General features: G+C 67.3%; 14 protein-coding genes. 8 read left to right on the top strand and 6 right to left on the bottom strand.

Features of this window, described 5'->3' with window-relative positions:
- Positions 1 to 260: 260 nt before the first annotated feature.
- Positions 261 to 1,544, bottom strand: coding sequence for an amidohydrolase (locus ACGFNP_RS01565; protein ID WP_393313582.1), 1,284 nt, complete (start codon positions 1,542 to 1,544; stop codon positions 261 to 263).
- Between the two features lie 146 nt (positions 1,545 to 1,690).
- Positions 1,691 to 2,719, bottom strand: a complete 1,029-nt coding sequence (locus ACGFNP_RS01560) for an Lrp/AsnC family transcriptional regulator (protein WP_358333776.1) — start codon at positions 2,717 to 2,719, stop codon at positions 1,691 to 1,693.
- 260 nt (positions 2,720 to 2,979) lie between these two features.
- Here ACGFNP_RS01560 and ACGFNP_RS01555 point away from each other — a divergent pair, with 260 nt between their 5' ends.
- Genes ACGFNP_RS01555 through ACGFNP_RS01535 form a run of 5 tightly spaced genes read left to right on the top strand, consistent with a single transcriptional unit; the run spans position 2,980 to position 9,337 of the window.
- Positions 2,980 to 4,518, top strand: a complete 1,539-nt coding sequence (locus ACGFNP_RS01555) for an ABC transporter substrate-binding protein (protein ID WP_393313579.1) — start codon at positions 2,980 to 2,982, stop codon at positions 4,516 to 4,518.
- 18 nt (positions 4,519 to 4,536) lie between these two features.
- Positions 4,537 to 5,592: an ABC transporter permease gene (locus ACGFNP_RS01550; RefSeq protein WP_358333769.1), complete on the top strand. Its 1,056-nt coding sequence runs from the start codon at positions 4,537 to 4,539 to the stop codon at positions 5,590 to 5,592.
- Positions 5,579 to 7,282 carry a dipeptide/oligopeptide/nickel ABC transporter permease/ATP-binding protein gene (locus ACGFNP_RS01545; RefSeq protein WP_393313576.1) on the top strand — a complete coding sequence of 568 codons (1,704 nt, stop codon included), beginning with the start codon at positions 5,579 to 5,581 and terminating at the stop codon, positions 7,280 to 7,282. Before ACGFNP_RS01550 ends, ACGFNP_RS01545 begins: the two co-directional genes overlap by 14 nt.
- Positions 7,275 to 8,084 (top strand): ABC transporter ATP-binding protein, encoded by an 810-nt coding sequence (locus ACGFNP_RS01540; protein ID WP_393313574.1) that lies wholly within the window; start codon positions 7,275 to 7,277, stop codon positions 8,082 to 8,084. Before ACGFNP_RS01545 ends, ACGFNP_RS01540 begins: the two co-directional genes overlap by 8 nt.
- A complete protein-coding gene (locus ACGFNP_RS01535) occupies positions 8,081 to 9,337 on the top strand; it encodes an amidohydrolase family protein (RefSeq protein WP_393313571.1) in 1,257 nt (418 codons plus the stop codon). Before ACGFNP_RS01540 ends, ACGFNP_RS01535 begins: the two co-directional genes overlap by 4 nt.
- A gap of 764 nt (positions 9,338 to 10,101) precedes the next feature.
- Here ACGFNP_RS01535 and ACGFNP_RS01530 read toward each other — a convergent pair.
- On the bottom strand, positions 10,102 to 10,356 hold the full coding sequence (locus ACGFNP_RS01530) for a hypothetical protein (protein ID WP_358333754.1): 255 nt from the start codon (positions 10,354 to 10,356) through the stop codon (positions 10,102 to 10,104).
- A gap of 871 nt (positions 10,357 to 11,227) precedes the next feature.
- The gene (locus ACGFNP_RS01525) at positions 11,228 to 11,602 is read right to left on the bottom strand and encodes a nuclear transport factor 2 family protein (protein WP_358333751.1); all 375 of its coding nucleotides are present in this window, start codon (positions 11,600 to 11,602) and stop codon (positions 11,228 to 11,230) included.
- A gap of 65 nt (positions 11,603 to 11,667) precedes the next feature.
- On the opposite strand from ACGFNP_RS01525, the gene ACGFNP_RS01520 reads away from it, so the two are divergent.
- Genes ACGFNP_RS01520 through ACGFNP_RS01510 form a run of 3 tightly spaced genes read left to right on the top strand, consistent with a single transcriptional unit; the run spans position 11,668 to position 14,176 of the window.
- Positions 11,668 to 12,600: an ATP-binding cassette domain-containing protein gene (locus ACGFNP_RS01520; protein ID WP_358333748.1), complete on the top strand. Its 933-nt coding sequence runs from the start codon at positions 11,668 to 11,670 to the stop codon at positions 12,598 to 12,600.
- Positions 12,600 to 13,358: an ABC transporter permease gene (locus ACGFNP_RS01515; protein ID WP_393313567.1), complete on the top strand. Its 759-nt coding sequence runs from the start codon at positions 12,600 to 12,602 to the stop codon at positions 13,356 to 13,358. Before ACGFNP_RS01520 ends, ACGFNP_RS01515 begins: the two co-directional genes overlap by 1 nt.
- Complete coding sequence (locus ACGFNP_RS01510; protein WP_393313564.1) at positions 13,358 to 14,176, top strand: ABC transporter permease; 819 nt, start codon at positions 13,358 to 13,360, stop codon at positions 14,174 to 14,176. The genes ACGFNP_RS01515 and ACGFNP_RS01510 overlap by 1 nt, the downstream gene beginning before the upstream one ends.
- A gap of 10 nt (positions 14,177 to 14,186) precedes the next feature.
- Here ACGFNP_RS01510 and ACGFNP_RS01505 read toward each other — a convergent pair whose 3' ends face one another.
- Positions 14,187 to 14,489 carry a DUF952 domain-containing protein gene (locus ACGFNP_RS01505; RefSeq protein WP_393313561.1) on the bottom strand — a complete coding sequence of 101 codons (303 nt, stop codon included), beginning with the start codon at positions 14,487 to 14,489 and terminating at the stop codon, positions 14,187 to 14,189.
- Complete coding sequence (locus ACGFNP_RS01500) at positions 14,477 to 15,031, bottom strand: GNAT family N-acetyltransferase (RefSeq protein ID WP_393313558.1); 555 nt, start codon at positions 15,029 to 15,031, stop codon at positions 14,477 to 14,479. Before ACGFNP_RS01500 ends, ACGFNP_RS01505 begins: the two co-directional genes overlap by 13 nt.
- Positions 15,032 to 15,147: the final 116 nt, after the last annotated feature.

Raw genomic sequence — 15,147 nt, 5'->3', positions numbered from 1 at the left:
GTGACGGGGGCTCGCCGTGTGCGGGCCCGGGGGAGGGGGCCGGCTCAGCCGGGCGTACCCGGGCCCGGGTGATCCCAGAAGTCCCGGATGTTTACGGCAGTCCCATATGGCCCGTACATGTCATCGATGCTGACACGAACCTGCAAGTGCTGATGACACATCTCCGCAAAAATCCGCCCGGACCAGCCCCAAATGACCCGCTTTGTCGGAATCGAATCTGGGGGACAGGCGCCCGTACGGCCCTACTCCGGCCCAACCGCCTAGCCCGCTACCCGACCGAAACCCCGCTCCTGCGGCCGGCGGATGAGTGATTCCAGGACGTCGATGCCGATCGGGATCGACTCCTCCCGCACCTCGAAGGTCGCACTGTGGTGGGGGCCCGGGCTGCCGGCGCCGACCATCAGGTAGGCGCCCTGGCCGCCGCGTTCCTGCACATGCCGGATGAGCAGGTTGGCATCGTCGCTTCCCGCGTACGGCCGGGTCCGGATCACCTCCACGACGGCGGGATGGGCCTTGGCCGCCTCGACGATGCGGTCGACCAGTTCCTCGTCGGGGGTCACGGTCGTGGAGCGGCCCATCACGGCCAGCTCCACCTCCACGCCCTGCGCGCCGGCCGCCCCCTCCACGATGGAACCGATCCGGCCCACCAGTTCCTCGGCGACCTCGTCCACGGTGGCGCGCGCCTCGCACGTCATCACCGCCGTGGACGGCACGATGTTCACCCCGTCACCGGCCACCAGCGTGCCGACGTTGAGCCGGGTGTCGGCGGAGCTGAAGCGCGGGATCGCCATGATGGCCAGCGCGGACATGGCGGCGGCCAGCAGCGCGTTGCGGCCGGTCTCGGGCGAGCCGGCGGCATGGGAGGCCTCGCCGGTGAAGTCGACTTTCAGCTTGCGGGTGGCCAGGCCGCCGGTGAAGCTGCCCACGACCGAACCGAGGGCCATGTCGCCCGCCATGTGCACGGCGAGCATGGTGTCGATGCCGTCGGCGACCCCGGCGTCGATCATCGTCTGCGCGCCCCGCACCCCCTCTTCGGCGGGCTGGAACAAGATCCGCAGCGAGCCCGCGAAGTCACGGTCGGCCAGGCGGTGCAGCAGGCCCACCCCGATGGTGGTGTGCGCGTCATGGCCGCACGCGTGCATCGCGCCGTTGACCGAGGCGAAGCCGTTGGCGGCCGGGAAGTGCGCCGGATCGGCCGACTCGCGCATCGGCAGCGCGTCGATGTCGACACGCAGACCCCATCGCGGGCCCGGCCGCAGCCCGGCCACGTCGACGACCAGCGCGGTGCCGTTCTTGCGGAAGAAGCGGGCGCGCTCGGCCGCGACGCCGGACTCGATCGCGCGAGCCTCCCATGCGTCGAGCGTGCGCGGCGAGGGGTAGTTCACGACGGGGGAGAGGTCGTGGGCGTCCTTTCCGGTCAAGACGGTCACCGGCAGGCCTTCGATGGCCTGGGTGATCCGGGCGGCCGTCCCGATCTCCACGAACGCGGGTTCCGGATTCCGGTGCAGTTCTCGCCTGAACGCCTTGAGCTGCGCGAAGTCCACGAGACCTCTTTCTCTTCCACGATGATCAGCGGCCCGGCGGTCGCCTCGCACATGCTAGGTACGGTGCCGCAGACCGGGGCTCATCGCGCGCGATCCTGCATGAAACACCCGATTTCCGAGCAGGGTCCGCATGAAGTCGCCCGGTGCTAGTCCTCGAACACCGGCTGGCCGCCGACCGGCACGTACCGAAGGCGCCGGCTGTCCAGGTCGAGGATGTAGCCCGTGCGCTTGGCGATCCTTGGCACGATCCACCGGTCCTTGACCAGCACCTTCGGGAACGCCGAGGCCACCCTGCCCTCGATCTCGTCCAGCTCCTGCAGGTTGTGCAGCCACAGGAAGACCGCCAGGTTGGCCTCGCCGGTCACCGACGCGCACATCCGCACGTGGTGGAGCGAGCGCAGCGAGGAGACGAGGCGTTCCAGGTCGTGGTGCTGGACGTCGAGCCACAGCACCGCCGCCGCCGACCAGCCCATCAGGGTGTGGGCGAAGTCGACGCGCCATCTGACCCAGTTCGCCGCGAGCAGCGCGTCGATGTCGCGGGAGATCACCGTGATCGAGCGGCCCAGCTCGCGCTGCATGTCGGCGGCGGTACGGCGCACGTCCGTGCTGAGCGCGGCGACGACGTCGCGGTAGGCGGGCTTGCGTTGTTCGGGCGGTTCGGAGGGCCGCAGCAGGCGCAACGCCTCGGCCTGGTCGTCGGAGAGCATGTTGAGCCGCCAGCCCGAGCCTTCGAGGAAGATCCGCCGCAGGTAGTGGGTCCGGGTGCCGACGATGCCGGGGATCACGGCGATGTGCTCGTCGATGTAGCGATCCATGGACAGCAGGCTGTGCGTGGAGATCATGACGTAGAGGTCGCGGGGACCCGAGGTGCAGTGCACACTGAAGATCGGCCCCTGCCGGCCGAGCTCGGCGATCACGTCGGCGCGCCGGCCCGGGGTGCACCGGATCTCCACCAGCGCCGAGATCTCCCGCTCGGCCGAGCGCGGCCCGTCGCCCTCGAAGCAACTCGTCCACGCCTGCCGCTGCTGCGTGAGCGCCGACCAGCGGCGGGAGATCGTCGACGGGTCGACCCGCAAGATCCTGCCCAGATGGGCCCAGGAGACCCGCGGATGGATCTGCAGTGCGTTGATGATCTGAAAGTCGAGCCCGTCCACCATGCCGTCTATCATGCACATAAAGGGACGATGTGCCCACAATCGTGCATACCGTCGCAGGTGTCGCCACCCGATCACCCGGCGGCAGACGGCCCTCCATCGTTCGCCACCTGTTCGCCACCTCTTCCTCTTTTGGCAGACAGGCGGACTTGCCGGGCAGGATCGTGCGGGCAAAGCGCCCCAGCATCCAATTCCTTGCGCGGTGACCCTCAAAAGGCCCCTGACCGGCGCACACGACTAGGCTCGGCGCCATTCTTTCCGCGGTTGCACCTGGAGGATTGGTGTTTCGCAAAACGATTCTGGCGCTGACGGCCATCGCCGCAGCGGGACTGGGCGCGGCCGCCTGCGGCACGGCCGCAAGCACCACCGACGCCGTCAACATGTCCCTGAACACCGATCCCGCCACCTTCGACCCAGCACTGGCCAAGGGCGGCGACGACTTCACCATGGCCCGCCTGCTGTTCGACACCGTGGTACGCAAAGACTCAGGCAACGCCCTGGCAGGCGGCATCGCCTCCTCCTGGAAGGCCCAGGACGCCGCGCACTACACCTTCACCATCCGCAGCGGACTGACCTGCTCCGACAAAACCCCCATCACGCCGTCCGTGGTCGCAGCCTCCCTCACCCGGTTCGCGGCCAAGGAGACAGGCTCCTCCGCCCGCACCCTCACCCTCGGACCGGCCACCGCGACCTTCACCGCCGACGACCAAGCAGGCACCGTACAAGCCACACTGTCAGCCCCCTGGTCGGACTTCCTCACCGGACTCGCACTGCCCCAAGCCGGCATCATCTGCCCGGCAGGCCTCAAAGACGCCAAAGCCCTCGCCGCAGGCAAAGTCACCGGCGCCTTCTCCGGCCCCTACACCCTCACCGCATCACAACCCGCCGTCTCCTACCAGCTGACCCTGCGCGACGGCTACAACGCCTGGCCCACCTTCGCCAAACCCCTGCAAGGCGAACCCGCCAAACAACTCACCCTCACCCCCATCACCGACTACGCCACGATCGCCACCCAACTGCTCGCCGGCAGCCTGGACGTCGGCGTGATCATCGACGAGAACGTCGCCCGCTTCGACGGCAACCCCGCCTTCACCACCTCAAGCACCTCCAACACCACCACCTACCTGCTGTTCAACGAACGCCCCGGCACCGTGTTCGCCGACCGGCCGGACCTACGCGCCGCCGTCGCCCAAGCCATCGACCCCCAAGCCTTCAGCGACATCATCAGCGGCAAACGAGGCAGCACCATCCTGTCGGTCGGATCAGCCAAACTCGCCTGCGCCAACACCGACAAGACCCTGCTGAAAACCCCCGACCCCGCCGCCGCCAAGAAACTCGCCGGAGTCCGCTTCCGCATCGTCGGCACCACCCTGCTGCAAGGCGGCAACGACTACATCGCCGAAGCCCTGCGCAACGCCGGCGCCGACGTGAAAGTCGACTCCCTCGACAACGCCAACTGGGCCACCCTGACCACCGCCGGCGGCAAGGACTGGGACATCAACGTCCAAGGCGACAACAACCAGATGGGCACCCTCACCTCCTCCCTGCTGCGCGTCATGGGCCCCGCCACCGAAGACGGCGGCCGCAACAAGACCGGACAGATCAACAAGGAGGGCTACGGCTTCGTCACCAAAGCCATGGGCGAGATCGACCGCGACGCCCAATGCGCCGCCCTGCAGTCCGCACAGAAATCCTTCCTGCAGCGCGTCGACGCCATCCCGCTGTCGACCCTGCCCAACACCACCGTCGTCGCCAAGGGATTCAGCATCCGCACCTTCGACGAATACCTCGACCCCGCCACCCTCCGCATCGTCAAATAGCCAGAAGGCGCCCCCGTCATGGCCTCACTCACATCCCCGCACGCTCCAGGCGCCCCGCCGCCGGAGCCCCCCACCGCATCCCGGTCAAAGCGGCTGCGGATCTCCTCCGCCTGGCTGCGGTTCGCCGTGCGGCGCCTGGCCAGCCTCGTGGCGATCTTCGCAGCCCTGCTCATCGTCTCCTTCCTCATCGTCCAGCTCATCCCCGGCGACCCCGCCGTCGGCATCGCCGGAGCCAACGCCGACCTCGCCGACATCCAGCGCATCAGAACCGAACTCGGCCTCGACCGCCCCATCTGGCCACGCTTCCTCGACCACGTCAGCGGAGTCCTGACCGGCGACCTCGGTACCTCCTTCATGTACCGCCAGCCGGTCGAGACCATCATCGCCAACCGCCTGCCCTTCACCGCCACCATCGCCACCACCGCGATGCTCGCCGTCCTGCTCATCTCCATCCCCCTGGGCATGGCCATCGGCGTCCTCACCCGCGGCGGCCGGCGCAAATGGCTCGACGTCGCCTTCGGCATGCTCACCGGATTCCTCGACTCCATCCCCGGCTACATCATGGCCTCCTTCCTCGTCGTGATGTTCGCCCTCGGCATCGGCCTGCTCCCGCTCTTCCCACCCGCCTACACCCCCCGCTTCGGAGCAGCCTCCTTCGTCCTGCCCGTCGCGGCCATCGCCATCGGCCCGATCTGCACCATCTCCCGCGTCGTCCGCCGCGAAACAGCCGTCGTCCTCGACACCGACTACATGCGCACAGCCCGAGGCTGGCGCCTGCCCGCCCTGCGACGCCACATCCGCTGGGCACTGCCGAACCTGCTCACCACCACCCTCACCCTCAGCGGACTGATCCTCACCGGCATGATCGGCGGCGCCATCATCATCGAATCGGTGTTCGCCCTACCCGGCCTCGGCAGCGGCATCATCAAAGCCATCCTCGACCGCGACTATCCCGTCATCCAAGGCATGGTCCTGGTCATCGGCATGATCGCGGCACTCGTCAACCTCCTCGTCGACATCCTGCTCGGACTCATCGACCCACGGACCCTCGGAGGACCCCATGTCTCCGCATAACCGGTCCCGCCACGTCAACCCCGGCCTCATCCTCGGCCTGGCCCTGCTCGCCATCATCATCCTCATCGCCGCACTGGCCCCCCTCCTGTTCACCACCCCGGCCAACGCACTCGGCCCCAGATTCGCCCCACCCTCACCCGAACACTGGCTCGGCACCGACGCCACCGGCCACGACGTCCTGCTCCGCAGCCTCGTCGCCACCCGCCTCACCCTGCTCCTCACCGCCGGAGCCACCGCCATCGCCGTCATCTCCGGCATCGTCCTGGGCACCGGCGTCTGGCTCCTACGACCCTGGGCCAGAGAAATCTTCCTGCGCGTCATCGACGCCATGGTCGCCTTCCCCGGACTCCTGCTCGCCCTCGTCGTAGCCGCCGTACTCGGCGCCGGCGGCTCCTCCGCACTGATCGCCATCGGCCTGTCCGGCATCCCCTACTTCGCCCGCCTCACCGCCAACCTCGCCGCGAAAATCTCCCAGCAGGAGTACGTCTCCACCGCCCGCCTGCTCGGCGTCAACAACACCCGGATCGCCATCAGGCACATGCTGCCGAACATGGCCGAACCCCTGCTCGTCCTGGCCGCATCGACCTTCGCGGCCACACTCACCGCCATCTCCGCCCTGTCCTTCGTCGGACTCGGAGTCCAGTCACCCGCCTACGACTGGGGCAAACTCCTCAACGAAGCCCTCCCATCCCTCCTGGCCAACCGCCCCTACCAAATGGCCGGCCCAGCCGCCCTCATCGTCCTGACCGGCCTGGCCGCCGTCCTCATCGGCGACGGACTCGCCAGCGCCGCAAACCCACGACGACACCACACACCCAGCCAGAACCGACCCCACCCCACCACCCCAGACCAAGCGGCAACCCCCAGCGAACACCTTGCCGACATCCGCGACCTGTGGATCCACTCCGGCGACACACCCCTGGTCAAAGGCATCTCCTTCCACATCCGACACGGCGAGATCCTCGGCATCGTCGGCGAAAGCGGCTCCGGCAAAACCCTCACCGCCATGGCCCTGGCCCAACTCCTGCCCGACGGCCTCACCTCCACCGCCACCCGCATGTCCATCAACGACCTGGACCTGCGCCGCCCCGCACCCCCCACCGCCATGACCGAAGCCATCAGCCTCATCTACCAAGACCCCGGCTCCACCTTCAACCCCGCCCTGCGCATGGGCACCCAGCTCACCGAAGTACTGCGCACCCACAAACACCTCACCACCAAAGCGGCCACCCAGCGCGTACTCGACGCCCTGCGCACCGTCCACATGACCAGACCCGAACACCGCCTCAAACAGCACCCCCACGAACTGTCAGGCGGCATGCGGCAACGCGCCATGATCGCCACCGCCCTGACCGTCCAGCCACGCCTGATCATCGCCGACGAACCCACCACAGCCCTCGACGTCACCGTCCAAGCCGAAATCCTGCGCGAACTCAAACGCGTCAACAACGAATACAACGCCTCGATCATGTTCATCTCCCACGACATCGGCGTCGTCCGCGCACTCTGCGACCGCGTCATCGTCATGTACCACGGCGAAATCGTCGAACAGATCGCCGCCCACGACCTCACCGTCGAATCCGCCCAACACCCCTACACCCAAACCCTCCTGCGAGCCACCCCCGACATCGACGGCCCCCCAGGCGACCTGCCCACCCCGCAGCCCGCGCAGGAGCACACCCATGGATGAACAGATCGCCGTCCAGGTCAGCGACCTGCGAGCCGGCTACGGCTGGGGCACCAACGCCACACCCATCCTGCACGGCATCACCATGAACGTCGCCCGAGGCACCACCGTCGGCATCGTCGGCGAATCAGGCTCCGGCAAATCCACCCTCGCCAAAGCACTCGTCGGCATCGTCCGCCCCACAGCCGGCAGCGTCACCATCGGCGGCGTACCCGTCTCCGCCGCACGAGGCGCCGACCGCCACGCGCTGCGACGCAAAGTCCAGATGATCCCCCAAGACCCCTACTCCTCACTCGACCCCCGCCGCACCATCGGCCAAGCACTCGCCGAAGCCGTCGACCCGCGCCGCGCGAACGTCAGCAAACACACCGACGAGATCATCCACTGGCTCGAAACCGTCAAGATGCCCGCCGACACCATCAACCGCTACCCCCACGAATGCTCCGGAGGACAACGCCAGCGCATCGCCATCGCCCGAGGCCTCATGATCGGCCCCGAAGTCGTGATCGCCGACGAGATCACCTCCGCACTCGACGTCTCCGTCCAAGCCGAGATCCTCAACCTCCTGGCCAAGCTACGCCGCGAACTCAACCTGACCATGGTCTTCATCTCCCACAACCTCGCCGTCGTCCGCCACGTCAGCGACGAAGTCGTCGTCCTCTACAACGGCGACATCGTCGAACAAGCCCCAGCCGCCCACCTCTACCAAAACCCCCAGCACCCCTACACCCGCACACTGCTCGACTCGGTCCCAGGCGCACCAGGCTTCACCATCGAACACCGCCCGCGGAAGGACGCTGCGTGACCCCCGACCGAAACCTCCGCCTCAGCAACGCCACGATCATCGACGGCACCGGAGCACCACCCCTCCACGACGGCGTACTCGACATCACCCCCGACGGCCTCATCGCCTACGCCGGCACCGCCGCCGACGCCCCCCACAACCACAACGCCGACGAACGCGACCTGCACGGCGCAACACTGCTGCCCGGATTCATCGACTGCCACGTCCACCTGGGATTCACCCTCGCCAACGGACCCTTCCACACCCTCCAGAACGACCCAGCCCTCATCGTCCTGGAATCCGTCGCCCGCATCCGCGCCACCCTCGACGCCGGCATCACCAGCGCACGCGACCTCGGCGGCCTGTCCCAAGGCTTCCGCGAAGCCATCGACCAACAACTGATCCCCGGCCCCCGCCTCAAACTCGCCGTCAGCCCGATCAGCCACACCGCCGGCCACGGCGACATGCACCTGCACGGCGGCACACTCGCCCCCACCATCCCCGAACTCATCGAGATAGCCGACACCGTCGACGAAGTCCGCAAAGCAACACGCCGCATACTCCGCCAAGGAGCCGACCTCATCAAGATCTGCACAACCGGCGGCATGGGCAGCAGACACGACCACCCCGACGACGAAGGCCTGCGCCTGGACGAAGTACGCGCCATCCACGACGAACTCGACCGACACGGCGGCAAACCCATCGCCGCCCACGCACAAGGCCGCAAAGGCATCCTCACCGCCATCCGCGGCGGCGTGACCAGCGTCGAACACGGCTACGGCATCGACGACGAAGGCCTCGACCTCCTCGAAGAACGCGGCGCCTTCCTCGTCCCGACCCTGTCGACCGTGTTCTCGATCGACAAGAAGACCATGCAGCCCTACCACTACGCCAAAAAAGTGAAGTGGTCCGAGATCACGAAGAAGAACATCGGCCACGCCATCGCACGCGGAGCGAAGATCGCCCTCGGAACCGACGCCGGCGTCTGCCCCCACGGGCAGAACCTGCGCGAACTCGGACACCTCGTCGACCTCGGCATGTCCCCGATGAACGCCCTCATCGCCGGAACCCGCACCGCATCCGAACTGCTCGGCATCTCCGACCAAGTAGGCACCCTGGAAACCGGCAAACTCGCCGATCTCGTCGTCACCGACGCCGATCCGCTCCACGACATACACGCACTGGCTGATCCCTCACGCATACAGATCGTGATGAAAGCCGGCGCCTTCATGAAAGACCTCGCAAAGACCGCCCCCCAGACGACACCCGTCTGACCGAAACCGGCGGCAACCGACCGAACCAGCGGGAGACCGAGCCCCTGAGGCCGACCGCGCCGGCGGGGGAGAGGCCGGCCCCGCGACCGCGCAGCCCCACCTGCCCCCACTGGGCGATGAGGCAGCAGACGCTTCCACATGGCCGCGCAGCCGAGCGCCGCGAGACGAGGTCACGACGCTGCCCGAGACGACGCTCGACGTACGGGAACGCCGCGCGACCATCACGCCGCAGGCGGAACTCGTACAGTTCGAGGACCGCGTGTCGCTGCGCGTGGGGGAGCGCCATGAACGCGCGACCGCCGTGGCGCGAGGACTCGCCGCCCGATGCGTGCCTGGTGTCTCGAGCGGCTCCCACGCCACGCCGTCCCTCGATGCGTGCGGGTGATCGACGACCTGCCCAGGAACGCCGCCACAAAGTGATCAAGGGGGAGCTGCGCGTTGTGCCGTCGGACGCGTGGGACGCCTGTACATAGCCCGGGCCGCATCGCGGTGAACGGGCTCAGCAAGATCGGTCCCGGCTCGAGAGGACCCGCCGGGGTGATGGCCTCACCCCCACCGCCACCCGCATGTCCATCAGCGACGTGCGCGACGCCGTTCCTCAGGCCAATGAGCGCGTTGCCGAAGGCGGCCGCGTCGGTTTGCGGGTCATGTGTCGACGACGCCGTTCCTCAGTGGCCGCGTTCTGGCAGGCTGGGAACTATAGGCGATACCGAACAGAATCCACCTTCTGTCCGGTATCGGGTTTTTTGGGTGATTAGGGGTGGTTAGAGGCGGTTGACGAAGCGGGCGGCGGCGCGCTGGCTCATGCCGGTCTCGCCGCGTACGAGGAAGACGGCTTCTTGGAGCTGGCCGAGCGCCTTCATCTGGCGCGCCTGGTCGACCAGGTCGGGGCTGGGGCTGGGGCGGTTGCGGGGGTTCCTGGTCAGCCGGGCGGCCAGGATGATCAGATAGATGATCAGGGCGGTGACGACGACGGTGAGCGCGACGAGGCCCCCGGTGGAGATCGCCAGGCTGTGCATGTCTCGATCGTAACGCGACTCGCTGGTGATCAGCGGCGTCAATCGGCTTCGCCGGCGGCGATGGGTGCGATGATCAGGGCCGCGACGCTGAGAATCATGCATCCTCGGTTCGCCATATTTGCGGGTGTAGGCGGACATGTCTGGTTGCTTGATAATGAACATTATGTCAAGTAGTGCTCTTCTCGCATGGGAGGGGTCCTGACTCCCGGGGTGGAGCGGCGTGCGCGTGTGGTGACGTTGGTCACCTTGGGTGCCGCCCCGCCGGGCGGTGGCGGACACGTCCAGGTCCGGTGGTGTTACAGGAGGTGACGGCCGCCGCCGATGGCCTGGCCCGGCTCTTGATCATTACGGTGGGTGAGGCCGGAATGTTCTGACCAGCGGGTTGACCTTCGGTTGATTCACTGTCCTTGCTGGCCTGGGCGGCTTAGGGTGGGAAATCTGCTATCGCGCCGCGAGAGGAGCAGCACGTGGGGAACCAGTCGATGTTATGTGCAGTGTGTCAGGGAGTTCTGCCCGCTTCTGGACGGGAGTCCTATACGACCCTGCGGGGACGCCTGATCGTCACGAACGGTTACTGCGCAGGTGGTTGCGCCGAGCGGCGGACCGCGATGGAGCAGACGCAGCAGATGTCGCGTCCTTCGGCTCCGGTTGCGCAGTCCGCTCCCCCGGTGGCTCCTGAGGTCGTTTCCGCTGATGCGTATCTGGCCTCTGCCGTCGGCCCGATTCGGGCGCGGGTGGCGGGCTGACCGTTTGTGTGCCGGGGTTCGGGCCGGCGCGGCGTTGAGCGCCGTGCCGGTTTTCGTGCCGGTTGTGGGTTGGTGGGTGCCGTGTCACGCCGGGGTGGGGCGCGATGCGGTGGTCGGGCCGCCGGTCATTGGTGGCCGTTTGTGGTGTGCCAGTAGTCGCGGGTCTGTACGGCCAGGCCGTCGGTGTCGAAGCGGGCGATGACGCAGCCTGCGAGGGTGATGGGTGTGCCGTCGTCGGTGGCGTGGACGCGGAATTCGATGACCGCCTGGTCGCCGTCCACGATGGGGGTGGCGAAGGTGACCTGGGGTGCGGTTTCGGTGCTGAAGGACCAGCGGATGTAGTCGGTGATGGCGCCTCTCCCCCGGTGTGGTGGCCGGAAGGGCATGGAGGTGTGGACGGCGTCGTGGCTGTAGAGGGTGGCGATGCGGTCGGCGTCGTGGTGGGTCCAGCCGTGTTGCCAGGTGTCGGCGAAGTGCTGGGCGGCTGTTCGGGTGTCCATGGGTTCCAGTGTGGCGGCGTTTAACCGGTCGATTCTGTCGGTGGCGTTGGTTATGGTCTGGGCTCGTGTCTGGTGTGCTGCCGCTGGTTCACGCGCGTGGGCTGGTGAAACGGTTCGGGGATTTCGTCGCGGTTGACGGGATCGATATTGATGTGGCGCCTGGTGAGGCGTTTGGCTTCCTGGGTCCCAATGGTGCGGGTAAGTCGTCGACGATGCGGATGATCAGTTGCGTGTCGATGCCGTCCGCGGGTGAGTTGCGGATCTTCGGGATGGATCCGGCGCGGGAGGGGCCGCGGATCCGGGGGCGGCTGGGTGTCTGCCCGCAGCTGGATAACTTGGATCCCGATCTGACGGTTCGCGAGAATTTGACGACGTACGCTCGCTATTTCGGTTTGTCGCGGGCGCAGGCGCGGGCGCGGGCCGAGGAGCTGCTGGAGTTCGCGCAGCTGCGTGAGCGGGCCTCGAGCCGGGTGGAGCCGCTGTCGGGCGGGATGAAGCGGCGGCTGACGATCGCGCGGGCGATGGTGAACGAGCCGGATCTGGTGCTGCTGGACGAGCCGACGACGGGGCTGGATCCGCAGGCGCGTCATCTGCTGTGGGAGCGGTTGTTCCGGTTGAAGCAGCGGGGTGTGACGCTGGTGCTGACCACGCATTACATGGATGAGGCCGAGCAGTTGTGCGATCGGCTGGTGGTGATGGACGGCGGGCGGATCGTGGCCGAGGGGTCGCCGCGTTCGCTGATCGAGTCCTATTCCTCGCCTGAGGTGGTGGAGTTGCGTTTCGGCGGGCAGGAGCTGGCGGGTTTCGTGGCGCCGCTGGACGGGGTGGGTGATCGGGTGGATGTGCTGCCGGATCGGATCTTGCTGTATGCCAAGGACGGTGACGCGGCGGTGTCGGAGGTGCATCGTCGTGAGCTGGTGCCCTCCAGTGTGCTGGTGCGCAGGTCGTCGCTGGAGGATGTGTTCCTTCATCTGACGGGCCGGACGTTGGTGGAGTGATGGCGCATCCGGCGGTGGCGGTGCTGGAGCGGCACCTGACGTTGTACAAGCGGTTGTGGCGGGCGTCGTTGTTCTCGTCGTTCGTGTTGCCGGTGCTGTTCTTGGCCAGCATCGGGCTGGGGGTGGGCGGTTACGTCGGCGAGGTGGGCGGCGTGCCGTACGTGGAGTGGATCGTGCCGGGTGTGCTGGCTTCGACGGTGTTTCAGATGGCGGTCGGCGAGTGCACGTACGCGGTGTTCGGGGAGTTCCGGTGGAATCGCGGGGCGCACGCGATGTTCGCGACGCGAGTGTCGGTGTGGGACATGATCGGCGGCTGGCTGCTGTACATCGTGTTCAGGGTCGAGATCGCGGTGGTGGTGTTCCTGCTGGTGGTGGCGGCGTTCGGGGTGTTGTCCTCGCCGTGGGTGGTGGTGACGCCGTTGGTGGCGGCGTTGCTGGCGGTGGCGGTCGCGGCGCCGGTGACGGCGTTTTCGGCGACGATCGATCACGACAGTTATTTCGCGTTGCTGTTTCGGTTCGTGATGCTGCCTTCGACGTTGTTCGCGGGGGTGTTCTTCCCGGTGGAGCAGTTGCCGCTGGTGGTGCGGCCGCTGGCTTATGTCTCGCCGTTGTGGCATGGGGTGGAGCTTGCGCGGGCGGCGACGTCGGGGGCCGCTCCCCCGTGGCCGGGGTGGGCGCATGCCGGGTGTTTGCTGGTGTTCGCGGTGGGTGGGGTGTGGTGGGCGGGTTGGGCGTTTCGTAGGCGACTTCAGGACTGATGATGGTGACGTTGGCGGTGGCTCGGCTGGTGTCGGGCCGGGTTTCGGTGGGCCGGGTGGGTGCGGTCGTGGGCCGCAATGTGGGTGCGTTGCGTTCGGGTGCTTCGTACTGGCTGGTGCTGGTGTCGGGGTTCTTCGAGCCGTTGCTGTATCTGCTGTCGATCGGTGTGGGTGTGGGGGCGCTGGTGGGGCGGATCCCGGTGGGTGATGGCCGGGTGGTGTCGTACGCGGTGTTCGTGGCGCCGGCGATGCTGGCGGTTTCGGCGATGAACGGGGCGTTGTCGGAGACGACGTTCAACTTCTTTTTCAAGATGCGTTACGCCAAGACGTTCGAGGCGGTGCTGGCGACGCCGGTGCGGCCGATCGAGGTGGCGCTGGGTGAGTTGAGCTGGGCGATGGTGCGCAGCGGTGTGTACACGGCGTTGTTCTTGGTGGTGATGGTGGTGTTGCGGCTGGCCGAGCCGGTGTGGGCGCTGGCGGCGTTTCCGGCGACGATGCTGGTGGGGTTGTCGTTCGGGGCGCTGGGGATGGCGGTGTCGACGCTGCTGCGTGGCTGGCAGGATTTCGACCTGATGACGGCGGGGCAGTTGTCGTTGTTCCTGTTTTCCGGGACCTTCTCCCCCGTGGCGGATTATCCGGGGGTGTTGGAGGTGGTGGTGCGTCTGACGCCGCTGTATCACTCGGTGGAGTTGGTGCGGGGTCTGGCTTCGGGGGTGCCGCAGTGGGGGTTGCTGGGGCATGCGGGTTATCTGGTGGTGATGGCGGTGGCGGGGGTGTGGTTCGCGGCGCGCCGGATTGAGCGGGTGTTGTGCGCGTAGTGCGGGTGTGTCAGGTGTAGGGGTGTGCGGCGGTGACCGAGGTGGTGGGGAGCGGGCCGTACAGGTGGGGGAAGCCGTTTTCGAGGCGGATGTCGAGTCCGGTGGGGTCGATCTCGAGGATGAGCAGTGGTTGGGTGAGGTGGCTGTAGAAGGCGGCGTGTACACCGTGGAGTTGGTCGAGGTCGCGGCTGCAGTGGATGAAGCCTTCTTCTTCGAGGGTGCGGCCGAGGGTGGAGATGCGGTACTCCCCTGCCGGCTGGGCGGCGGCCCAGTCGGCGCGTAGGGCGAGGTGCAGGATGTTTACGGTGTCCATTCTGATTCGAGCATGGCGTAGATGACCTCGGAGGTCCATTCGCCTTTGACCTGTTCGTTGTCGATGAGGTGGGCTTCGCGGCGCATGCCGAGTTTCTCCAGGACGCGGGCGGAGGCGGTGTTGCGGGCGTCGATGCGGCCGGTGATGCGGTGCAGGTGGAGTTCTTCGAAGCCGAGGCGGAGCAGTTCGCGGGCGGCTTCGGGGGCGTAGCCGTGGCGGTGGTGGTCGGGGTGCAGGATGTAGCCGATCTCGCCTTGGCGGTGTTGCTTGCTGGTCCAGATCAGGACGCCGTTGCCGATGAGTTCGCCGCTTTCGCGCAGGGTGATGGCGATGTCGAGGGCGTCTCCTTCGTCGAGGAGGGCGACGCGGGTGATCTTCTTTTCGAGGAAGGTGCGGACGGTGTCGAGGTCGCGGGGTTCCCAGTAGAGGTAGCGGGCGACTTCTGGCCGGGATTCGTAGGCGTGCAGCGCGTGGAGGTCGTCGGGGGTGAAGGGGCGCAGCAGGAGGCGGCTGGTGATGATCGGGTAGTGGGGTTTGAGCACGTGGGCAGTGTAGAGAACCCCCCTTTGGGGCGCGAGGTGTTTTCGTCTGGTCCCTTGCTGGTGGTGGTTTTTCGGTGTGTCAACGATCTGTCAGCGGGGGCTCAAGGGGGTGTCAG

The organism is Nonomuraea sp. NPDC049269, from assembly GCF_043197155.1.
In the GTDB taxonomy this organism is placed as follows: Bacteria; Actinomycetota; Actinomycetes; order Streptosporangiales; family Streptosporangiaceae; genus Nonomuraea.
The sequence above is the reverse complement of the archived record's forward strand: the minus strand, read 5'-3'. Positions and strand labels throughout refer to the sequence as shown.